Genomic DNA, 20,617 nt, shown 5'->3' on the forward strand with positions numbered 1-20,617 from the left:
CTACGACCTGCCGCGCCTCCGTGGGTGGCGCGCGATCAGCTTGCGCGCCTGCGCCGCAGCAGCGGGTCCAGTGCCACGCGGACCGGCCGCCGCAGCGTCTGCCCGTAGGCGGCGAACAACTCGTCCCGGGAGTCGAACATTCCGACCGAGTGCACGACCGCGCCCGACAGATCCAGGCAGCCGGGGTCACCGGACGGCGCCCAACTGATCGGTGCCCGCGCCGCCGCGTCGAACAGGGTCTCCTCGCCGCTGTTCGTGAACGGTTGCGGGGCAGCGCAACCGGTGCCGGAGAACACCACCGATGCGTCGAGCCACGCGTCGTCGATCAGGAAGCTCGGCCAGGCGAGCAGCACCCGGTCCGGGACAAACGGGCGCAGGTACCGGAACCTCGGGTACCAGAACTCGCCGCGCAGCACGAGGCCCTCGACGCGGGTGGCGATCCCGGCGCGCCGCGCGCACGCCTCGATCACCGCCAGACGCTGGCTGCACGAGCCGAGCCCGCGCCGGAGCGTGCTCGACGCGGGCTGGGTGTCGTCGAGCCCGTAGACCGCACCAATCCGGGCGCCGACCGTCCGGTGCGTCGCGCGCAGGTGATCGGACGAGGCCTCGCCAGCGGCGCGCGTCGGCAGCAGCTCGAACACGGGAGCACCCCAGTCGAGGATGGCGGTCGCGTCGACCCCACCGCGGGCGGGCTCGGACCGGGGGCTGAGCGGACGGCCGAGCCAGGGGGTGACCAGGGTGCACGTCATACCGTCGACGCTAGACCGACCGGACGTGCACCTCGCCGCGAGTTGGTTGTTGTGGTGCTCGACCGGGCTCGGAGTGCAGGAAAACGCCCAACTCGCGGTGCCCTAGAACCGGTGCCGGGCGACCGCCAGGTCGATGCGGCCGCCGTGGATCGGGACGTTCTCGGCGGCAAGGCGCTCCAGCTGCCGCGCGGCGAGGTGCGGGGCGGGCCTGCCGGACGCGGGCACCACCCGATGCCACGGCAGGTCGGCGGAGTCGGTGCGCATGATCCACCCCACCGTCCGCGGGGTGGACAGGCCGGCGGCCGCCGCGATGTCGCCGTAGGTGCTCACTCGGCCCGGCGGGATCGAGGAGACGAGGTCGCGGACCCGCTCCACCTGCTCCTCGGTCGTCATCGCCTACAGCAGCGTCTCGATCAGCGCCGCGACCTCCGCGGGACGCGCGCCTGCGACCATGTGGTCGACGTCCATCTCCACCACCGTCAGCCGGTCACCGAGATGTGCGGCCAGGGCGGTCCGCAGCGCGGGGGTGACGTACGGCGGCTGCACCCGCATCGCCTGCACCAGGATCGTCGGCAGCTCGGCGGGCGGCAGCACCACCGGTCGGGCCAGCTCTCCCCAGGCCGCGACGACCGCGGGGACGGCGTACCGCCAGCCGACCCGCCCGCCGGTCAGGTCGATCAGGTGCGTGGCCATCTCCTCGTCGAGCACGTCCGCCGCGACACCGGCCCACGCCCCGTGCACCTTCTCCGACCGGGCCTCGGCGGCGTCGGTGTAGTCCGGGTACCGGATGGTCAGGTCGGCGACCTCCAACATCCGCGCCGGATCGAGGCCCAACGCCGGGTCGAGCAGCAGCAGGCCCCGGACCCGCTCCGGGACGCGGGCGGCCAGGTGCACGGCGATCAGCCCGCCGTACGAGTGCCCGACGAGGACGACCGGCTCCGTTGCCTCGGCGTCCACCACCTCGACGAGGGAGTCGACCTGGTCGGCGACACCCCACGGCGGGTTCCACGTCGAGTGCCCGTGGCCGCGCAGGTCGGGGGCGATCACCCTGGCGCCGGGCAGGTGATCGTCGGCGAGGTGCCGCCACCGCTTCCCGTGACCGGTCAGTCCGTGCAGCGCGAGAACAGGCGGCCCGTCGACGGGGCCGAAGCGGTGAACGTTCAGGTCGGGCACGGCCGCCATTGTGCCCGACGGGTGGTGTGCCGGTCGGTGCCCGGCACCACGCCGAACCTGTCGGGGGCCCGTGATGGAATGCCGGTCATGAGTACGCAGCGGGCGAGCAGGCCGACCACCACCCTGGTGCGTCGTGCCCCCCGCGCCGTGCCGACCCGGCGGTGGGGGCCGGAGGCGGCGCCGCTGCTCGCCGCCGCGACCACCGGCCCCGGCGCACCGGATCGCCGCCCGTGGCAGATCCTCGGCGGTCCAGGGACCGGGAAGACCTCCCTGATCGTCGACCTCGCGGCCTCCCGCATCAGCGGACCGGGCGGAGACCCGGAATCCGTTCTTGTGCTGACGCATTCACGAAAATCGGCGATGTCGGTGCGGGAGGAGATCAGCACCGCACTGCTGGGGGCGGGCGGGTCGCGCGCCACCCGCGAGCCGCTGGTGCGGACCGTGCACTCGTATGCGTTCGCGGTGCTGCGGCTGCAGGCGGCAGCGCATTCGAACCCGCCGCCGCGGCTGATCACCGGTGCCGAACAGGACGCGGTGCTGCGGGAACTGCTGCGCGGCGACATCGAGGACGGCGCACCGGACTGGCCGGAACGGTTGCGCCCCGCGCTGCCGATGGTCGGGTTCGCCGCGCAACTACGTGACCTGATGCTGCGGGCCGGCGAACGCGGCCTCGGCCCCGAGGACCTGATCCGTCTCGGCCACCGGCACGACCGGCCGGAATGGGTCGCCGCCGGCACCTTCGTCGAACGGTACGAGCAGGTGATGCTGCTGCGCGGCTCGGTCGGGATGGACGCCCCGGAGGCAACCGCCCCCGCGCTCGACGCCGCGGAACTGGTCGGCGCGGCCCTGTCCGCGTTCGCGACCGACCCGGACCTGCTGGACCGGGAACGCGCCCGCATCCGGTGCCTGCTCGTCGACGACGCGCAGCACCTGGATCCGCAGGCGGCCGAGTTGGTGCGGCTGCTCGGTGGCGGCGCCGATCTCGCGGTCGTCGCCGGCGACCCGGACCAGGCGGTGTTCGGGTTCCGCGGAGCGGACGCCCGGTACCTCACCGGTCTCGCGGACACCGGCGGCGACCGGCAGGTGGTGCTCCGCACGAATCACCGGGGCGCCCCCCGGATCGCGGCGGTGTCGGCGCGGATCGCCGGCCGGCTGCCCGGCCTGCCCCCGCACCGCGGTGCCCGGCCTGCCGCCGATGCCGAGGGCACGGCCGCGGTCGCGGTGCTCGCCACGGCAGGGAAGGAAGCGGCGCTGATCGCGGACACCCTGCGCCGCGCTCACCTGCACGACGGGGTGCCGTGGTCGCGGATGGCGGTGATCGTCCGGTCCGTTCCCCGGGTGCTGCCCCCGCTGCGCCGCGCGCTGCTCGCGGCGGGCGTGCCGGTCACGACCGCGGCGTCCGAACTGCCGCTGGCCCGACAGCACGCGGTCGGGGGTCTGCTGCTGGCGCTGCGGGCGGTGGCGGGCGGACCGTTCACCGGTGAGGACGCGCTCGCCCTGGTATCGGGCCCGGTCGGCGGCACCGACCCGGTGACGCTGCGCAGGCTGCGCCGCGGCCTGCGGCGCGTCGAGCTCGCCGCGGGCGGCGAACGGGACTCGGCGGAGCTGCTGCGGACGCTGATCGTGGACGGGGAGCAGCCCCACCGATCGCTTGTCGACGGGCTCACCGAGGGCGAGTTCGGTGCCCTGCGCCGCACGCTGTCGGTGCTCGCCCGCGCGGGGAAGGCGCAGCGGGAGGGCCGCGGCGTCGAGAACGTGCTGTGGGCTGCCTGGCAGGCGACCGGCCTGGAGAAGCGGTGGTCGGCGGCGTCGGTGCGCGGCGGCCCGATCGGGTCGCAGGCCGACCGTGATCTGGACGCCGTCGTCGCGTTGTTCGACGCGGCGGCCAACTACGTCGACCGGCTGCCCCGTGCCAGCCTCGCCGGATTCGTGGACTACCTCACCGACCAGGAGATCCCGACCGATCCGAGGACGGCGGCGGCCGGAGCGGAGGCCGTGTCGGTGCTCAGCGCGCACGCCGCCGCTGGCCGGGAATGGGACGTGGTCGTGGTCGCCGCTGTCCAGGAGGGCCTGTGGCCCGGGCTGCGGGCCCGCGGCACCCTCCTCGGCACCGAGGACCTCGTCGATCTGACCGCCGGTGTCGCCGAGCCCGGCGAGGCAACCCTGTCGCGGACGGCGCCGCTGCTCGCCGAGGAACGCCGGCTGTTCCTGCTGGCGTGCAGCCGCGCCCGGCGGAGCCTGCTGGTGACGGCCGTCCGGTCGACCACCGGCGACGCGGACCTGGAGCCGTCCCGGTTCGTCGACGAGCTGCTCGGTGCCGACGCGGAACTCGGCGAGGGTGCCGCGGACCTTGCTCCTGCGCTGCCGAGCCGGGTCCTTGCGTTGCCGTCCCTGATCGCCGAACTGCGCCGGGTGGTGTGCGATCCGGAGCTTGCCGACACCGATCCCGACAAGCAGCGGCGGGCCGCCGCGCAGTTGGCGCGGCTGGCCCGCGCCGGTGTTCGCGGCGCGCACCCCGAACACTGGTACGCCGTCGGCGACCCGAGCACCACCGAACCGCTGTGGCGGCCGGAGGATGGACCGGTCCCGCTGTCGCCGTCCATGATCGAGCAGCTCGACGCGTGCCCGCTGCGGTGGGCGCTGGAACGGCACGGCGGCAGCGACGGCGAGAACACGCACGCGGTCACCGGCACCCTGGTGCACACCCTGGTCCAGGCGGTCGCCGGGAAGATGCCCCCCGAACAGGTGCGCCGGGCACTGGCGGTCGCGTGGGACGCCGTCGATCTGGGGTCGCAGTGGTATTCGCGGCGCGAGATGGACCGAACCGCGCAGATGATCGACACCTTCGACGACTGGCTGCACCGCACCCGCGGCGAGCTCACCGAGGTGGGTGTCGAGGTCGCCGTCGACGGGGTGCTCGAGGCCCGCGTCGACGGGGAGTCGGCCGTGCAGCTGCGGGGTCGCATTGACCGTCTTGAGCGGGACGCCGACGGCCGACTCGTCGTCGTCGACGTCAAGACCGCGCGCACCCCGGTCAGCCGGGAGGCCGCGCAGCAGCACGCGCAGCTCGCCACCTACCAGCTCGCCGCGGCGCGGGGAGCCATCGACGGCGAACCCGACGCGCGGCCCGGCGGCGCGCGACTCGTCTTCGTGGCCAAGGCGAACCGGAAGGACGGCGCGACCCAACGGCTGCAGGAGCCGCTGACCGAGGAGACCGAGGAACAGTGGCTGGACGTGGTGCATGCCGCCGCGGCGGCAACCCAGGGGCCCCGGTTCCTGGCGCACCCGAACGACGGCTGCAGGCACTGCCCGGTGGTGTCGAGTTGCCCGGCGCAGGAGCGGGGACGCCAGGTGACCGAGTCGTGAACGCCGCAGCCGGGAGCAGCGGGATGGCGACAGCCCGGATCACGCCGGCCGAGGTGGCGGCGGCGCTTGGCCAGTTCTCGCCGACACCCGAGCAGGCGGCGGTGATCGCCGCGCCGCTCGGCCCCACTCTCGTCGTCGCGGGCGCGGGCGCGGGCAAGACCGAGACGATGGCCGCGCGGGTGGTGTGGCTGGTTGCGAACGGCCTGGTCGACCCCGAGCAGGTGCTCGGTCTGACGTTCACCCGAAAAGCGGCGCAGCAGTTGACGTCCCGGATCCGGCAGCGCCTCGCTCGGCTGGCGGACCCGCGGGTCACCCGCAGGCTCGGGCTCGGCGAGGACCTGCGGGGACGGATCCTCACCGGGGAACCGGAGGTCAGCACCTACCACTCGTACGCGGGCAGACTGCTCACCGAGCACGGGCTGCTGCTGCCGATGGAGCCGTCCGCCGAACTGCTGTCGGAGACCGCGCTGTGGCAGCTCGCGTACCGGGTCGTCAGCGCATACGACGGCGACCTCGACACCGACCGCAGCCCGACCTCGCTGACCGAGGCGGTGCTCGCGCTGTCCGGGCAGCTCGCCGAGCACCTTGTCGAGCCCGAGGACCTGCGCGAGGCGCACACCGAACTCGACAAGCTGATCCACACCCTGCCCGCCGGACCGCGGCAGCGCGGTGGGCCGAAGAAGGAGCTGCTCGACCTGCTCGACACCCAGCACGAACGGGTCGCGCTGCTGCCGCTCGTCCAGCGGGTCGCCGAGGCGCTGCGCCGCGACGGAGCCCTCGACTTCGGCAGCCAGATGTCCCTCGCCGCCCGCGTCGCCGCCGAACACCCCGAGGTCGGGCGGTCCGAGCGGGAACGCTTCCGGGTGGTGCTGCTCGACGAGTACCAGGACACCGGGCACGCGCAGCGGGTGCTGTTGGCGTCCCTGTTCGGTGGCGGCGAGGACGGATCCCTCGCGTTGACCGCGGTCGGGGATCCGATGCAATCGATCTACGGGTGGCGCGGCGCGTCCGCGGCGAACCTGCCCCGCTTCGCGACCGACTTTCCGCTGCCCGACGGGCGTCCCGCGCCGCGGCTCGAACTGCTCACCAGCTGGCGCAACCCGGCGGAGGCGCTCGAACTCGCGAACGCCGCATCGGCAAGCCTCCGGGAACGGGGCGTACCGGTCCCCGAACTGCGGCCGAAACCGGAGGTCGCGCCCGGTGACATCCGCCTCGCCCTGCTCGCCGACGTCGAGCGGGAGCGGGACTGGATCGCGGAACGGATCGCCGCGGAGTACGCGTCCGCACGTGAGCGTGACGAGGCCCCACCGACGGCGGCGGTCCTGATCCGCCGCAACGCCGACGCGGCGCCGATCGCCACCGCACTGCGCCGCCGGGGTTTGCCGGTCGAGGTGGTCGGGCTCGGCGGGCTGCTGCACGTGCCCGAGGTCGCGGACGTGATCGCGATGCTGCGCCTGGTCGCGGATCCGCTCGCGGGCAGTGCCACGGTTCGGGTGCTCACCGGGGCCCGGTGGCGCCTCGGGGTCGCCGACCTCGCCGCGCTGTGGCGGCGGGCACGCGAGCTCGCAGTCGGGGCGGCCCGCAACGCGGGCGGCGCCGTCACCGACCCCGACAGTCTGGACCTGGCCCTGGATGCGGCGCTGCCCGGTGAGTACGCGGAGCAGGCCGGTCTCGCCGACGCGATCGCCGATCCGGGTGCGCCGTCCCGGTATTCGGCGCTCGGGTACGCCCGCATCGACGCGCTCGCCGCGGAGCTGACGTCCCTGCGGGAACGGATCGGGCAGCCGCTCACGGAACTGGTCGCCGAGGTCGAGCGGGTCCTCGGCATCGGGATCGAGGCACAGGCCCGGCTGCCGTGGGTGCGGCCCGGCGGCGCGGGCCGCGAACACCTCGACGCGTTCGCCGACGCCGTCGCGGGGTACGCGCGCAACCCGGCCGCGACGTTGACCGGGCTGCTCGCGTTCCTGACCGCGGCCGAGACCGTCGAGAACGGGCTGGCGCCCGGCGAGGTGGAGGTCGCGCCCGACCGGGTCCAGGTGCTGACCGTGCACTCCGCGAAGGGCCTCGAATGGCAGGTCGTCGCGGTGCCGCACATCGTGGCTGGGGTGTTCCCGTCCGGGACCGGCACCGGCACGTGGCTCGGCTCCGTCGCGGAGTTGCCGCCAACGTTGCGCGGTGACCGCGCACAGGGCGGCGACGGGTCCGACGGGGTTCCGGTCCCCGACCTGGAGGACGTGCACGACCGCAGGGACCTCGAGGAGGTGCTGCTCGCCAACAAGGAGGCCCTCGCGCGGCGCAAGCTGGAGGAGGATCGCAGGCTCTTCTACGTGGCGTTGACCCGCACCGAGCGGGCGCTGTACCTCTCGGGGCACCACTGGGCCGAGTCCGGCGGCACCCCGAAGGGGCCGTCGGACTTCCTGACCGAGATGCGCGCCGTCGTCGACGCGGCGGCGGGGGAGGATCGCCCGATCGGGGTCGTCGAGCAGTGGGCGCCGGACCCCGGCCCGGAGGACGAGAACCCGCTGACGGCGGATCCGGTGACCGCGGAGTGGCCACGGGACCCGTTGGGGGACAGGAGGATCACGGTCGAGCGGGGAGCTGCTCTGGTGCTGGCGGCGTTGACCGATCCGGACCCGTCACCCGCGGCGGGAGGGGAGGGCGACGATCCGGATCCCGAGGGGTGGGCCGCGGATGTGGACGCCCTGCTCGCCGAGCGGGCCGCCCGTGCCGCGTCGCGCGCGCAGGTGTCGCTGCCAACGCAGATGTCGGTGAGCCAGCTGGTCGACCTGGCGGCGGCGCCCGACGCACTGGCCGCGCGGTTGCGTCGCCCGCTGCCGTTCCCGCCGAATCCACTGGCGCGCAGGGGAACCGCTTTCCACGCCTGGATCGAGCGGCGATTCGGGGCAACCCGCCTGCTGGATATGGACGAGTTGCCCGGGTCGGCAGACACCGACGGCGCAACGGACGGGGAGCTGGCGGCGTTGCAGGACGCGTTCCTGCGGTCGGCGTGGGCGAACCGCAGCCCGGTCGAGGTGGAGGTGCCGTTCGAGACGTCCATCGCGGGAACCGTGGTGCGCGGCCGGATCGACGCGGTGTTCGCCGATCCCGACGGCGGCTGGACCGTGATCGACTGGAAGACCGGCGCCGAACCGAGCGCCACGAACGAGCATGCCGTCGCGATGCAGTTGGCCGCGTACCGACTCGCCTGGGCGGAGCTGATGTCGGCGCGGGCACGGGCCAACGGCGGGGATCCCGTCGACCCGGCGCGGGTGCGGGCCGCGTTCCACTACGTGCGGACCGGCCGGACAATCTCGCCTGACGACCTTCCCGACGCAGGCGAGTTGGCCCACCTGATCGAGACGGCAGGAGCGGACGGACCGGGCGAGTCGACGAGGGCCGCGGAGTGACCGAGCGGGCGGCTGGGGGACCGGCGCCGACGGTGGCAGGGCGGGTCGGGCTACGTGACCGGTCGACCCGACTGTCGGCGAACCTTCAACGCCGTGGCGACGAGCGGGACCTGCAGCGGAAGCCGCGCCAGGGCGAGCGCCTTCAGCGGCGCCGACACCGAGTCGCGGCGCATCCAGTCGACCGCCATGTTCACGTTGGCGGGGAAGACCGCGACGAAGAGTGCGGCGGCGAGGGTGCCGCCGAGGCGACGGGTGCGGGGGACCGCGAGTGCGGCACCGATCGCGAGTTCCGCCGCGCCCGACACCTGCGTGTACGTGCGTGCCCGCCCGGGAAGCGCGCGCGGAACGATCGAGTCGAACGCTGCCGGGGACACGAAGTGCAGGGTGCCCGAACCGATCAGCAGCGCCGAGAGGGTGGCGGCGGGGGAGGGGGTCATGCCATCAGGGTGCACGACCGCGGCGGGCCGCGCCAGGTGTGCCGCGGCGGGCCGCGCCAGGTGTGCCGCGGTTCTTCGGTGCGCGCCGTGTGGTCCCGCGCGCGCCGGGTGCGTCGTTGGCTAGGCTCCGTGCCGATGTCTGCGAACTGGAGTCCCGCACATGGCCGGTAAGTTGCGCCAACGGTTACGCGATCAGGAGAGCCTGATCGCGCAGCCGGACTACGCGCTCGTTGGCGTGTTGCGGATCCCGGAGGCGGTGCGCAGCCCGTTCCGGCTGATCTTCCGCCGGGTGATGATGGCGGTCACGGTCCTGTTTCTCGCGGTGATCGTCATCTATCTGGATCGGGACGGCTATCGGGACGCGCAGGAGAACGAGCTGTCGTTCCTGGATTGCCTGTACTACGCGACGGTGTCCCTGTCGACAACCGGGTACGGGGACATCACCCCGCTGAGCCCGAGTGCACGGTTGATCAACGTGCTGGTCATCACCCCGCTGCGGGTGCTCTTCCTGATCATCCTGATCAGCACCACCCTGGCGGCGTTGACCGAACGGTCCCGGCAGGCATACAAGATTCAGCGTTGGAGGAACACCATGCGCAATCACACCGTCGTCGTCGGCTACGGGACCAAGGGGCGGACCGCGGTCGACGCGATGCTCGGTGACGGGATCAAGCCGTCCGACATCGTGGTCGTCGACACCGATCAGACGGTGCTGGACTCGGCGGCCGGGCTCGGTTTGGTGACGGTGCTCGGATCGGCAACCAAGTCGGATGTGCTGCGGTTGGCGGGCGTGCAGAACGCCGCGTCGGTGATCGTCGCGGCCAACCGGGACGATACCGCGGTGCTGGTGACGCTCACGGCCCGCGAGGTGGGTCCGAAGGCGAAGATCGTCGCCGCGATCCGGGAGACCGACAACGCGCACCTGCTGCGGCAGTCGGGTGCGGATTCGGTGGTGGTGTCGTCGGAAACGGCGGGACGCCTGCTCGGTATCGCGCGCACCACCCCGACCGTCGTGGAGATGATCGAGGACCTCCTCACCCCGGAGGCCGGCTTCGCGATCGCCGAACGCGAGGTCGAGCACGACGAGGTCGGTGGTTCGCCGCGGCACCTGTCCGACATTGTTCTTGCCGTGGTGCGCGACGGGCGACTGGTCCGGGTCGGTGCGCCGGAGGTCGACGCCGTCGAGGCGGACGACCGGCTGCTCTACATTCGCCGCGTCGGCAACTGACCGGCGGGCCCGGGTCTGGGCGGGGTGCCGCGGAGGCCGCGCCCTAGGGTGAGTACGTGGCTGATTTCGAGATGACCGAGGTCCCGTTGTTGTCGCGTTCGGCGCTCGATCGAGCGGAGGAACTGCGTTCCGATGTCGACGCGTTGCGGGCCGGGTGGGCGGACGCGTTGCTGCTGCGGATCACCCATCGCGGACAGGCTCGCGTCGACGGTGCGGACCTGGTGCTCGAACCGGCGGCGGCGCTCGGCGCGGAGCCGGTCCCCGGCGCGGTGTTCCTCGGACGTCGGGAGGGCAAGCACCTGTGGGCGGTGCGGGTCCCCGCGATGACCGGTCAGCTCGCCGACCTCCGGATGATCGGTCATCGGCTCGACGACGCGAGTGCCGGACTGCTGACCACCGCGGTCGCGATCCTGAACTGGCATGACGGCGCCGGATTCAGTGCGATCGATGGGTCCCCGACGGAACCGACGATGTCGGGGTGGTCCCGGCACAGCAGCAGCACCGGACACGAGGAGTTTCCCCGCACCGATCCAGCGGTGATCTGCCTGGTGCACGACGGCGCAGACCGAGTCCTGTTGGCGCGCAACGGAATGTGGCCGGATCGCCGGTTCTCGGTGCTCGCCGGGTTCGTTGAGGCCGGGGAGTCCCTTGAGGCGTGCGTCGCGCGGGAAATCGAGGAGGAGGTCGGCCTCGCGGTCCGGGACATCCACTACCTCGGAAGTCAACCGTGGCCGTTCCCCCGATCGGTGATGATCGGCTTCTCCGCCATCGCTGACCCGGAAGCCCCGCTGGCCTTCACCGACGGGGAGATCGCGGAGGCGCACTGGTTCTCGCGGGACGAGGTTCGTGACGCCCTCGCCCTCGGAGACTGGTCGTCGCCGGAGGAGGCGCGGTTGCTCGTTCCCGGCTCGGTGTCCATCGCCCGCGGGATGATCGAGGCGTGGGCAAAATAGCCAGCACCGCCGGCGTGGCCAAATAGCCGGCACCGCCGGCGTGGCCAACTCGCTGGCATCCGGTCTCTGTGAATGCCGATGGCCGCCTCCGATCGAGGCGGCCATCCGTTGTCGACGGTGGTGCGGGCGTCCGCTCAGACGCCGAGGATCTTCTTCACGTCGGCCAGGGTGGGGTTGGTGGCCGTCGTGCCGTCCGCGAACTTCACCGTCGGGACGACGTGGTTGCCGCCGTTGACGCTTCCCACGAACTCGGCGGAGGCGGGATCGTGCTCGATGTCGACCTCGACGTAGCTGATGCCGTTCTCGTCCAGCTGCTTCTTCAGGCGGCGGCAGTACCCGCACCAGGTGGTGGAGTACATGGTCAGGGCGGGGGCGGTCTCGGTTGCGGTCACGTGGCATATAACACCACGGTCTCGCCGGATTGTTCCGTGCGGCTCCGCCGCCGTGAGTGATCCTTACCCCAATGGGGGTGAAAATCGCGCACGGTTGCCGCAGGCGGATCGGGTCTGTCGGTTGGTCCTGCCATGATGGGTGGCATGTCTGCGAGCGTTCGGGAACCCGGTGGCACCGTCGAGGGTCTGGACCCGCAGCAGTCGGCGGCCGTGCTTGCACCGCGGGGACCGGTCTGCGTGCTCGCCGGTGCCGGGACGGGCAAGACCCGCACCATCACGCATCGGATCGCTCGACTCGTTGCGGACGGCCACGTCGCGGCCGGGCAGGTGCTGGCGGTGACGTTCACCGCCCGCGCGGCGGGCGAGATGCGGGAGCGGCTGCGGGGCCTCGGCATCGGGGACGGCGCGAGTCAGGTGCAGGCCCGCACCTTCCATGCGGCGGCGCTGCGGCAGCTGCGGTATTTCTGGCCGCAGGTGGTCGGCGACGCCCAGTGGGAACTGCTGGACCGGAAGTTTGCGGTTGTCGCGCAGGCCGCGAACCGTGCGGGACTGCCCACCACCACCGAGAGCGTGCGGGACCTGGCGGGGGAGATCGAATGGTCGAAGGCGTCGTTGGTGGCCCCGGAGGACTACCCGGCGGCCGCGGCCCGGACGCGCCGCGAACCGCCCGCCGACGCGGCGAAGGTCGCGCAGGTGTACGCGTCCTACGAGTCGCTCAAGCTGCGCGGCGAGACGATGTTGCTCGACTTCGACGACCTGCTGCTGCACACCGCCGCCGCGCTTGAGGATCATGCCGCCGTCGCGGAGGAGTTCCGGGACCGGTACCGCTGCTTCGTCGTCGACGAGTACCAGGACGTGACACCGCTGCAGCAGCGGGTCCTCGACGCGTGGCTCGGCGAGCGGGATGACCTCACCGTCGTCGGTGACGCGAATCAGACGATCTATTCGTTCACGGGTGCGTCGCCGCGGCACCTGCTCGACTTCTCCCGCCGCTTCCCGGAGGCGACCGTCGTCCGGCTCGAGCGCGACTACCGGTCCACCCCCGAGGTGGTGTCCCTCGCGAACCGGGTGATCGGCGCGGCCCGCGGCCGGATCGCGGGCACCCGCCTGCAACTGATCGGTCAGCGCCCGAGCGGACCGGACCCGACGTTCGTCGAGTTCGACGACGAACCGGCCGAGGCGGCGGCGGTCGCCGCGTCGATCAAGAAGCTGATCGAGTCGGGCGTGCCTGCGGCGGAGATCGCGGTGCTGTACCGGATCAACGCGCAGTCGGAGGTGCACGAGCAGGCGCTGACGGAACTGGGGATCCCGTTCCAGGTGCGCGGCGGGGAGGGCTTCTTCACCCGCCCGGAGGTGCGGCAGGCGGTGAACGCGCTGCGGCAGGCCGCGGCGCGGGAGGATCTGCCCGAGGGCGCGGACCGCGGCGACGTGCTGGTGACCCTCGTGCGTGCGGTGCTGGTGCCGATGGGCCTGACGGACACCGAGCCCGCGGGCGCGCAGGCCCGTGAGAAGTGGGCGTCGCTGACCGCCCTCGTCGCGCTGACCGAGGAACTGCTGGCCCACCAGCCGGACCTGGATCTGGCCGGGCTGCTCCGCGACCTGGCGGCGCGTGCCGAGGCCCGGCACCCTCCGACCGTGCAGGGGGTGACCTTGGCGTCACTGCACGCCGCGAAGGGGCTCGAGTGGGACGCGGTGTTCCTGGTCGGCCTCGCCGACGGAACCCTCCCGATCCAACACGCGCTGGGGGACAAGACCACGCCGCCGGACGAGGCGGCGGTGGAGGAGGAACGCCGGCTGCTGTACGTCGGCGTCACCCGGGCTCGCGAACACCTCCAGCTCTCGTGGGCGCTGGCGCGCGCCGAGGGCGGTCGCCGATCCCGACGGCGGTCCCGCTTCCTGCTCGGACTGATCCCCGACGACTCACCGGCGTCGCGGATCGCGGCGCCGGCAGCGCAGAAGAAGCGCCCCCGCTGCCGGGTGTGCGGCAAGCAGCTCCTCGGCACCGCGGCGACGATGCTCGGACGGTGCGAGACCTGCCCGTCGAACCTCGACGCGGCCCTGTTCGACTCGCTTAAGACGTGGCGGCTGGAGAAGGCGAAGGAGTTGAAGGTGCCCGCCTACGTGGTGTTCAGCGACACCACGTTGACCGCGATCGCCGAGCAGCAGCCCGTCGACGACCGCGCGCTCGTCACGATTCCGGGGATCGGCGCGAAGAAGCTCGAACGGTTTGGTGCGGACGTCCTTGCGGTGGTGCGGGGGGAGAACCCGCGGTCCGTCGCGCAGCAGTCCCTCATCGAAGGCATGTAACCGCAGGTCAAAAATGGGTTGTGTGGTTCCGTCGGGACCGCTTACCCTGGATTCCGACGTCGCGGGCTTCGGCCTGCCGTCACGGCCAGCCCCCGATGCCCGGCATCGGCGGGACCGCACGGACGACGTTGTCGTCTCGAAGAGCAAGGGAGGTGATCGGAACCATGATCGATCGGATCAGCAGCGTGCAGCACTGCGCGGTGGTCGCCCAGCGTCCCCTGCCGTCGGCATCAATCGGCGGCGCCGCTCACCTGCCCGCCGCCATGTGGGCGGAGGCGCCGAAGCGTGTCCTTCGCCGTCGCGCACATGCAGCAGCCCTGTCGTCCGTGCCCCGGATCGCTCTCCGAGCTCGCCCTCGGTAGCACTCTCCTCACCGGCCACGGACGCCCAGCGGACCGTGGCCTTTCGTGTTTTCGAGTATCTCCCTCCGGGGCGGACGCTCCAGGACAGGTCGCAGGCTCGCATCCCGAACCCATCGACCAGTCCGTAAGGAGCACGACGTGTCCACCGCGACAGTCCGCACCAACATCGAACCCACCACCGCCGGGCCGGTGCTGCGCGAATTGCCCAGCCGTGCAACCGAATTACCGTGCCGTGCCGCGAACCCCGACCTGTGGTTCGGGGAGACCCCCGCCGAATTGGAACAGGCCAAGTCCCTGTGCGCCGAATGCCCGATCCGGGCCCGATGCCTGAGCGCCGCCCTCGACCGCGCGGAACCCTGGGGGGTGTGGGGCGGGGAGATCCTCGACCACGGTGTGGTGATCGCCCGCAAACGGCCGCGCGGGCGGCCCCGGAAGATCGCCGTTTGCGCCTGACTCCGAGTGAACGGACCGTTCAGTCGATCAGATCGACTGAACGCTTCCGTTCACTCGGTCAGGGGGCGAGGGGCAGGCGGCTCCGGTCGTAGTCGACGACGACGGGGGCGTGATCGCTCATCCGCAGCTCCGCTGCCGCCTCGCGGTCGGTGCCTGCGGCCACCGCCGCCGCGGCGAGTCGCGGGGTCGCCAGGTGGTAGTCGATCCGCCATCCGGTGTCCCGGTCGAACGACTGCCCCAGCCACGACCACCACGAGTACGGTCCGTCGACGTCGGGGTGCAGGCCGCGCACGACGTCCACCAGGGTGCGCGGCGACAGGATCGACGAGAACCAGTCGCGTTCCTCGGGGAGGAACCCCTCGGACCGGCTGCTGGTCCGCCAGTTCCGCACGTCGCGCCGGGTGTGCGCGATGTTCAGATCGCCCAGCAGCAGCAGTTCCCGGCCGCGGGCCCCCGCGTCCCGGCGGGAGCGCGTCAGCTGCCGGGCGAACGCGTCGAGGAAGCGCATCTTCCGGTCATACCGGGCGCCCCCGTCGGGTTGCTCGCGCATGCGCCCCGGCTTCTGCAGGTGCGCGGGCAGGCCGCCCTTCGGGAGGTACAGGGACGCGACGGTGATTGGGGCGTCGGCGAGGTCCACCTCGATGTAGCGGCCCTGGTCGGCGAACTCGCGCAGACCCCTGGCGAGGGGGACCGGGTCGAGATCGACGGGGTCGGTGTGCACCTCACCCGGCGCCCGCACCAGCGCGGTGCCGCTCCATGTCCGGACCGCGGCGGGGGCACGCCTGGTCAGGATCGCGACGCCGTTCCGCCCGGCCAGCGTGCCCTCGTCGTAGGACAGGTGATATCCGCCGAACACGCCGGGCGGGATCGTCGCCGCCCGCGATCGCATCTCCTGCAACGCGAGCACGTCGGGCTCCCGCTCGTGCAGCCACTGCTCGAATCCGCGGCGCTGGGCGGCCCGAATACCGTTGATGTTGAACGTCGCAATCCGCACGATCGCCCAGTCTAGGCAGCAGCCCACGCGGTCATCCGGGGGAGCGGGGCCGAAGAACGACGACCGGGATCTCCCGTTCGGTCCACGACTGGTAGGTGTCGAAGTCGGCATAGGCGTCGACGAGCTGTGGCCACAGCCGGGCACGCTGCCCGGTGTCGGCCGTGGCCGCAATGACGTCGCGATGCTGCCTGCCGATCTGGACGCGTGCGTCCGGGTTCGCGCACAGGTTGCGGTACCACTGCGGATGCTTCGGCAGCCCGCCCTGCGACGCGACAACGACGACGTCCGGTCCGTCCTCGATGTACAGCAACGGTGTCGTGTACCGGGCGCCGGACGTGCGGCCCCGGTGCTCGAGCAGGAGGGTCGGAACCGGCTTGCGGAATCCGGCGCCGATACGCCATCGTCCCCCGATGCGCCCTCCTGTCCGGCGGTAGAGCCACACCTGGCACCGGCCGACGTGCTTGAAGATCCGGGGCAGGACGGGGGAGTCGAGTTGCCGGGGTCGTGGTGGGGTGGCGCGTGCGGACGATACGTTCACTGGTGCCTCCTCCTTCGTGGGTCGCGGGGCGTCGACCTCAACCAAGTGCCACGCCGAGTTCGGCGGCGAACGTCTTGATCATGTGTTGGACGCCGATCTCGTTGCGGCCGATGATCATGTGGTCGTGCTGGCCGCGCCGCACACCCTCCCCGCACTGCGGCAACATCGCGAAGTCCTCGTCGCGGACCGCGCCGTGCACCTGTGCGAAGACGGTGTCGTACAGGTCGCGTTGGTCGTCCGTGGTCGCGGGAATGCGGGCCATCCAGCTGTGGCGAAGAGTGCACCGCGTCGGGGCGCCTGCGGGGAGCATGTCGAGGATCTCGACGCCGACCGGGCTGTTCGCCAGGATGAGGTTGGGGTAGATCCAGTAGATCACGCCCATGTTCGCCGACGGGTCCCACGATCCCTGCGGGTTGGTGTCCAGGTCGGCGATCCAGTTGAACGGGAAGCCCATTCGGTGATGCCTGCCGAACGCGTCGTGAATCGAGGTGTTGGCCACGGTGTTCTGGCCGATCACGCTCTCGGAGTGGACGAAGGGAAAATGGTAGCTCTCCGCGAACGCCTCGAGGGCGCCCTTCCAGCTCACGTCCGACTCGAACTCGCGCTCGTCGTGGTAGCCGTAGGAGTGGTAGTCGAACCGCGCCAGTTCCGGGCCCATCGGGCCGAGATGTGTGTCCACGTCGATGGATTCGCCTGCGGTCAGCACCGCCCAGACGAATCCGTACTTCTCCTGGCTGGGGAGTTCCACCAGTCCGTACTCCGACCGCTCCATGCCGGTGAAGCCCTCCTTGCCGGGCACGCCGACCAGTTTCCCGGTGTTCTTGTAGGTCCAGGCGTGATAGGGGCAGGTGAACCGGGTCGCATTGCCGGAACCGCAGGCGGGCATGGCGCCGCGGTGTCGGCAGTAGTTGAGGAAGACGTGTGCGGTGCCGGATCCGTCCCGGGTGACGAGCAGGGAGTCGCCGAGAACGCTGCGGACGACGTAGTCGTCCGGTCCTCCGATCTGGGCGGTGGGGACGATCGCGAGGGGAGTGCGGCGCAGGATCTGCGCCTCCTCGACCTCGGTGAGCTTCGGGTCCCGGTAGTAGTGCAAGGGCACGCGCAGCGGTGTCTCCGCCATGTCGGTCGTGCCTGCCATGACATGCCGCAGCGCGCGCCGGGTGAGGTCGTCCGTCGGGTCGGACCGACGGGTATCGGGTGGTGTGGTCATCGTCTGGTGTCCCTTCCCGCGCCCGGGTGGGCCGCTGTGACCGAGACCATACAACGAAGCCAGTCTGTACGGTCTGTGTTTTCCGGGAATCCGAGTCGCGTTGCCGGGTCCGTGTCGGTGGGTCGCGCGCGGGTAGGGTTCGACCGACACTGGCTGGGCGGGACGGGAGACGGGCCGATGCGCACTCACGGTTGGTCGGGGGCAACACCGGCCGACGACGACGAGGCCGTTGCCCGAATCCTCGCGGCGGCCCGTCGCGCCCTGGACCGATCGGGTGGCGACGTCAGCATCACGGAGGTTGCGCGGGATCTCGGTGTCACGAGGCAGACCGTCTACCGGTACTTCCCGACCACGGAGGCGCTGCTCGGCGCGACCGTGATCGCTCAGGCCGGACCGTTTCTCGACCTGCTCGCCGCGCACCTTGGCGGTATCGGCGACCCCGCCGAAGCCGTCGTCGAGGGCATCGCCTACACCCTCGAGCAGATACCCGAGGAAACGTACCTGAACATGGTGCTCGCGCCCGGCCGGGCCAGCGCCTTCTCGGCCGGCGTCACCTCAGACGCCGCGCTCGCGTTCGGCCGGTCGATCCTCGAACGGTTCGCCGTCGACTGGACGCAGGCAGGACTGGCCGGCGCGCAGCTCGACGAGTTGGTCGAGCACATGCTCCGCATCGTGCAGTCGTTCGTCATCGACCCCGGCCGACCGCCTCGCAGCGGCGCCGATCTCCGGACATATCTGCGGAAATGGGTCGCGCCAGCGGTAGATCGAATGCGGTCCGAGGCCCGGGTGCCCTGATCGGAAATCGGGTCCCTACTCAGCTCGCCGCACGTCCTCGGTGAAGCCGGGCAGCCACCGCGTGAGGATCCCCATGTATGGGGCCTCCGCGTCGAGTTGCGCGCAGATCCCCACCGAGCCGAGCAGCACCCGGAAGATCATCGCGTACTCGGGCGGCAGGTTCAGTGCCCGTGCGGTCCGGAAATGTTCCGACGAAAAGTCGGTCGCGGTGCCCGCGGCGCGCTGCAGCCAGGCCCGGGTGAAGTGGAACGACTCGGTGTGGATCGGATCGGTGAACGGTCGCAGGTAGTTCGCGATCTCGGCCTCGGTGACGGTCCGGCCGGGGAGCACGAACCCGTTGGCGCGCAACAACTCCGTCAGCTCGTCGAATCGTTCCTCGAGCGCCAGCCGCACCATCCGCCCCAGCACCGGCGGCAGCCCGCCGGGCATCGCCGCGCAGGCGCCGTAGTCGAGGATGCCGAGTCGGCCGTCATCGCACAGCATGAAATTGCCCGGATGCGGATCGCCGTGCAGCAGCCCAACCCGGGCAGGCGACGCGAAGTGGAACTCGGCGAGCCGCGCGCCAGCCGTGTTGCGCTGCTCGAGGGTGCCGCTGCCGATGATCGCCGACAGCGGTGTCGCGTCCATCCACTCGGTGATCACGACCTTCGGCGAGCTGGCCACCACCTTCGGGATCGCGAACTGCGGGTCCGCGTCGAACTCGGCGGCGAACGCCCGCTGGTTGTTCGCCTCGATCCGGTAGTCCAGCTCGTCCTCGGTCCGGGCGCTCAGCTCGTCGAGCACCGGCTTGATGTCCGCCCCCGGCATCACCGCCGCGAACATTCCCGCCATCCGGGACAGCGTCTTCAGGTCGGCGCGCAGCGCCTCGTCGGCGCCCGGGTACTGGACCTTCACCGCGACGTCCCGGCCGTCTGACCACACCGCGCGATGCACCTGACCGATGCTTGCCGACGCGGTCGGGGCGTCGTCGAAGCTGGTGAACCGTTCCCGCCACCGGGTGCCCAGCTGGGTGTCGAGGACCCGGTGCACCTTCTTCGCGGGCAGTGGCGGCGCCTCGGCCTGCAGCTTCGTCAACGCGTCCCGATACGGTTCGGCGAATTCCTCGGGGACGGCCGCCTCCATCACGCTCAGCGCCTGACCGAGCTTCATTGCGCCGCCCTTGAGTTCGCCGAGCACGCTGAACAGCTGCTCCGCGGCCTGCTGGGTCAGTTTCGCGTCGATCTCCTCCCGGTCCCCACCGGCGAGTTTGCGGCCGAATCCGACGGCGGCGCGGCCCGCGATTCCCAACGGGATGCTCGCCAGTTTGGCGGTGCGGGCTGAGCTGCGGCGGGGAATGTCGGGCACCCACCAATCATGCCCTAGTCCGCCGCTCGGCAACCGCAGTCCGGGTGTGCTCGCCACCGTCGCCGGACCAACGTCGGCGACCGGAGGTCGAACTCGAGGGTGGTGTCCAGGCTGGCGGGCGGTCGGGCCGGATCGCCATCAACCAGGGTCGTCACCTCGCTGACGGCGAGGGCCACCGTCGCGAGCACCGTCGCCGGAGCTGCTGCCCCGACCCGCCCCAGCAGCTGCGCCGCCAGGTGCGGCCACTCGGGGTCGACGCCGGTGCGGTGCAGGTCGGCGCAGCGCAGGCAGCTGGTCCGTCCCGGCAGTACCAGCGGCCCGACGACGCCGCGCCCGTCCCGGAGACGGACCGGCAGGTGCGCCGTCCCCGCGGACATCAGCGCCGCGACGGTGCTCGGTTCCGTCACCAGTTCGTCGGTGAGCACCACGCAGTCGGCCCGCCCCGCAGGCAACTCGGGGCCCGCGCGGTCCGGGACCGACCGGCCCACCCTGATCCGGCCATCGGACAGGGCCGCGGCGATGCCGTCGGCCAGCGGTCCGCGGCCGTGCAGGTGCACCTCGCGCACCGTCGGTTCCCGGCGCTGCGGGAGCAGCGCGCCCACGCCGGTCAATTCGGTGAGGATCCGGCCGATGTCGGCGCTGTCGATACCGGCCCGGTTCGCCTGCCAGGCGATCTCGGTGTGGCTGCGGCTGCCGTCGAGCAGGCGCAGCAGGGACGCGACCGTCTCGGCCGTGACCCCGGTGGGGGGCCGCACCAGCAGCGCCGTCTCCGGGTTCCACCCGACCTGCAGCGTTCCGCTGGGGCGGATCAGGACCGGGGTCCACGGGTCGAGTCGGGGGCCGGTCAGCGGGCGGGTGGCAACGGGCGACATGCGGTCAGCGTGCCAGCACCCACCCCTTGCCTGCCGC

The 20,617-nt window shown here is 71.9% G+C and carries 17 protein-coding genes; 7 read left to right on the plus strand and 10 right to left on the minus strand.

Annotation, left to right across the window (positions count from 1 at the left end):
• Nucleotides 1–35: 35 nt before the first annotated feature.
• The 3 genes from ACFWPA_RS12355 to ACFWPA_RS12365 all read right to left on the minus strand — a co-directional run bounded on the left by ACFWPA_RS12355 (nt 36) and on the right by ACFWPA_RS12365 (nt 1,931).
• Nucleotides 36–749, minus strand: a complete 714-nt coding sequence (locus tag ACFWPA_RS12355) for a hypothetical protein (RefSeq protein ID WP_378570324.1) — start codon at nt 747–749, stop codon at nt 36–38.
• Between the two features lie 102 nt (nt 750–851).
• On the minus strand, nt 852–1,142 hold the full coding sequence (locus ACFWPA_RS12360; protein WP_378506977.1) for an MGMT family protein: 291 nt from the start codon (nt 1,140–1,142) through the stop codon (nt 852–854).
• A 3-nt stretch (nt 1,143–1,145) separates the two neighbouring features.
• Nucleotides 1,146–1,931 (minus strand): alpha/beta hydrolase, encoded by a 786-nt coding sequence (locus tag ACFWPA_RS12365; protein ID WP_378506978.1) that lies wholly within the window; start codon nt 1,929–1,931, stop codon nt 1,146–1,148.
• A 78-nt stretch (nt 1,932–2,009) separates the two neighbouring features.
• Between ACFWPA_RS12365 and ACFWPA_RS12370 the strand changes: the two genes are divergently transcribed.
• Both ACFWPA_RS12370 and ACFWPA_RS12375 read left to right on the plus strand, forming a co-directional pair.
• Nucleotides 2,010–5,288, plus strand: a complete 3,279-nt coding sequence (locus tag ACFWPA_RS12370) for an ATP-dependent helicase (RefSeq protein ID WP_378570326.1) — start codon at nt 2,010–2,012, stop codon at nt 5,286–5,288.
• 23 nt (nt 5,289–5,311) lie between these two features.
• Nucleotides 5,312–8,695, plus strand: a complete 3,384-nt coding sequence (locus tag ACFWPA_RS12375) for an ATP-dependent helicase (protein ID WP_378570349.1) — start codon at nt 5,312–5,314, stop codon at nt 8,693–8,695.
• 50 nt (nt 8,696–8,745) lie between these two features.
• On the opposite strand, the gene ACFWPA_RS12380 is transcribed toward ACFWPA_RS12375, so the two are convergent.
• Nucleotides 8,746–9,132, minus strand: a complete 387-nt coding sequence (locus ACFWPA_RS12380) for a hypothetical protein (protein WP_378570328.1) — start codon at nt 9,130–9,132, stop codon at nt 8,746–8,748.
• A gap of 160 nt (nt 9,133–9,292) precedes the next feature.
• Here ACFWPA_RS12380 and ACFWPA_RS12385 point away from each other — a divergent pair, with 160 nt between their 5' ends.
• Together ACFWPA_RS12385 and nudC are read left to right on the plus strand one after the other, a co-directional pair.
• On the plus strand, nt 9,293–10,360 hold the full coding sequence (locus tag ACFWPA_RS12385) for a potassium channel family protein (RefSeq protein WP_378506981.1): 1,068 nt from the start codon (nt 9,293–9,295) through the stop codon (nt 10,358–10,360).
• Between the two features lie 71 nt (nt 10,361–10,431).
• Nucleotides 10,432–11,313 (plus strand): NAD(+) diphosphatase, encoded by an 882-nt coding sequence (nudC, locus tag ACFWPA_RS12390; protein WP_378507051.1) that lies wholly within the window; start codon nt 10,432–10,434, stop codon nt 11,311–11,313.
• Between the two features lie 134 nt (nt 11,314–11,447).
• Here nudC and ACFWPA_RS12395 read toward each other — a convergent pair whose 3' ends face one another.
• Nucleotides 11,448–11,705, minus strand: coding sequence for a mycoredoxin (locus tag ACFWPA_RS12395; RefSeq protein WP_378506982.1), 258 nt, complete (start codon nt 11,703–11,705; stop codon nt 11,448–11,450).
• 132 nt (nt 11,706–11,837) lie between these two features.
• On the opposite strand from ACFWPA_RS12395, the gene ACFWPA_RS12400 reads away from it, so the two are divergent.
• Together ACFWPA_RS12400 and ACFWPA_RS12405 are read left to right on the plus strand one after the other, a co-directional pair.
• The gene (locus tag ACFWPA_RS12400) at nt 11,838–14,012 is read left to right on the plus strand and encodes an ATP-dependent DNA helicase UvrD2 (RefSeq protein WP_378506983.1); all 2,175 of its coding nucleotides are present in this window, start codon (nt 11,838–11,840) and stop codon (nt 14,010–14,012) included.
• Nucleotides 14,013–14,539: 527 nt separating this feature from the next.
• On the plus strand, nt 14,540–14,827 hold the full coding sequence (locus tag ACFWPA_RS12405; RefSeq protein ID WP_378507052.1) for a WhiB family transcriptional regulator: 288 nt from the start codon (nt 14,540–14,542) through the stop codon (nt 14,825–14,827).
• Between the two features lie 58 nt (nt 14,828–14,885).
• Here ACFWPA_RS12405 and ACFWPA_RS12410 read toward each other — a convergent pair whose 3' ends face one another.
• Genes ACFWPA_RS12410 through ACFWPA_RS12420 form a run of 3 tightly spaced genes read right to left on the minus strand, consistent with a single transcriptional unit; the run spans nt 14,886 to nt 17,569 of the window.
• Nucleotides 14,886–15,821, minus strand: a complete 936-nt coding sequence (locus tag ACFWPA_RS12410) for an exodeoxyribonuclease III (RefSeq protein ID WP_378506984.1) — start codon at nt 15,819–15,821, stop codon at nt 14,886–14,888.
• 31 nt (nt 15,822–15,852) lie between these two features.
• Nucleotides 15,853–16,359, minus strand: a complete 507-nt coding sequence (locus ACFWPA_RS12415) for a nitroreductase family deazaflavin-dependent oxidoreductase (RefSeq protein WP_378506985.1) — start codon at nt 16,357–16,359, stop codon at nt 15,853–15,855.
• Between the two features lie 37 nt (nt 16,360–16,396).
• Nucleotides 16,397–17,569 (minus strand): aromatic ring-hydroxylating dioxygenase subunit alpha, encoded by a 1,173-nt coding sequence (locus tag ACFWPA_RS12420; protein ID WP_378506986.1) that lies wholly within the window; start codon nt 17,567–17,569, stop codon nt 16,397–16,399.
• A 177-nt stretch (nt 17,570–17,746) separates the two neighbouring features.
• Between ACFWPA_RS12420 and ACFWPA_RS12425 the strand changes: the two genes are divergently transcribed.
• Nucleotides 17,747–18,364, plus strand: a complete 618-nt coding sequence (locus ACFWPA_RS12425; RefSeq protein WP_378506987.1) for a TetR/AcrR family transcriptional regulator — start codon at nt 17,747–17,749, stop codon at nt 18,362–18,364.
• A 15-nt stretch (nt 18,365–18,379) separates the two neighbouring features.
• On the opposite strand, the gene ACFWPA_RS12430 is transcribed toward ACFWPA_RS12425, so the two are convergent.
• Together ACFWPA_RS12430 and ACFWPA_RS12435 are read right to left on the minus strand one after the other, a co-directional pair.
• Complete coding sequence (locus tag ACFWPA_RS12430) at nt 18,380–19,708, minus strand: ABC1 kinase family protein (protein ID WP_378506988.1); 1,329 nt, start codon at nt 19,706–19,708, stop codon at nt 18,380–18,382.
• Between the two features lie 14 nt (nt 19,709–19,722).
• Nucleotides 19,723–20,580 (minus strand): hypothetical protein, encoded by an 858-nt coding sequence (locus tag ACFWPA_RS12435; RefSeq protein WP_378506989.1) that lies wholly within the window; start codon nt 20,578–20,580, stop codon nt 19,723–19,725.
• Nucleotides 20,581–20,617 lie beyond the last annotated feature (37 nt).

Origin of the sequence: Rhodococcus sp. NPDC058505, assembly GCF_042720095.1 — a bacterium.
GTDB lineage: Bacteria > Actinomycetota > Actinomycetes > Mycobacteriales > Mycobacteriaceae > Rhodococcus_G.

Coding starts and splice junctions, on each gene's coding strand:
- ACFWPA_RS12420 (WP_378506986.1), bottom strand. CDS start 17,569: ATGACCACACCACCCGATACCCGTCGGTCCGACCCGACGGACGACCTC.
- ACFWPA_RS12360 (WP_378506977.1), bottom strand. CDS start 1,142: ATGACGACCGAGGAGCAGGTGGAGCGGGTCCGCGACCTCGTCTCCTCG.
- nudC (WP_378507051.1), top strand. CDS start 10,432: ATGACCGAGGTCCCGTTGTTGTCGCGTTCGGCGCTCGATCGAGCGGAG.
- ACFWPA_RS12425 (WP_378506987.1), top strand. CDS start 17,747: ATGCGCACTCACGGTTGGTCGGGGGCAACACCGGCCGACGACGACGAG.
- ACFWPA_RS12380 (WP_378570328.1), bottom strand. CDS start 9,132: ATGACCCCCTCCCCCGCCGCCACCCTCTCGGCGCTGCTGATCGGTTCG.
- ACFWPA_RS12365 (WP_378506978.1), bottom strand. CDS start 1,931: ATGGCGGCCGTGCCCGACCTGAACGTTCACCGCTTCGGCCCCGTCGAC.
- ACFWPA_RS12375 (WP_378570349.1), top strand. CDS start 5,312: ATGGCGACAGCCCGGATCACGCCGGCCGAGGTGGCGGCGGCGCTTGGC.
- ACFWPA_RS12355 (WP_378570324.1), bottom strand. CDS start 749: ATGACGTGCACCCTGGTCACCCCCTGGCTCGGCCGTCCGCTCAGCCCC.
- ACFWPA_RS12435 (WP_378506989.1), bottom strand. CDS start 20,580: ATGTCGCCCGTTGCCACCCGCCCGCTGACCGGCCCCCGACTCGACCCG.
- ACFWPA_RS12385 (WP_378506981.1), top strand. CDS start 9,293: ATGGCCGGTAAGTTGCGCCAACGGTTACGCGATCAGGAGAGCCTGATC.
- ACFWPA_RS12370 (WP_378570326.1), top strand. CDS start 2,010: ATGAGTACGCAGCGGGCGAGCAGGCCGACCACCACCCTGGTGCGTCGT.
- ACFWPA_RS12400 (WP_378506983.1), top strand. CDS start 11,838: ATGATGGGTGGCATGTCTGCGAGCGTTCGGGAACCCGGTGGCACCGTC.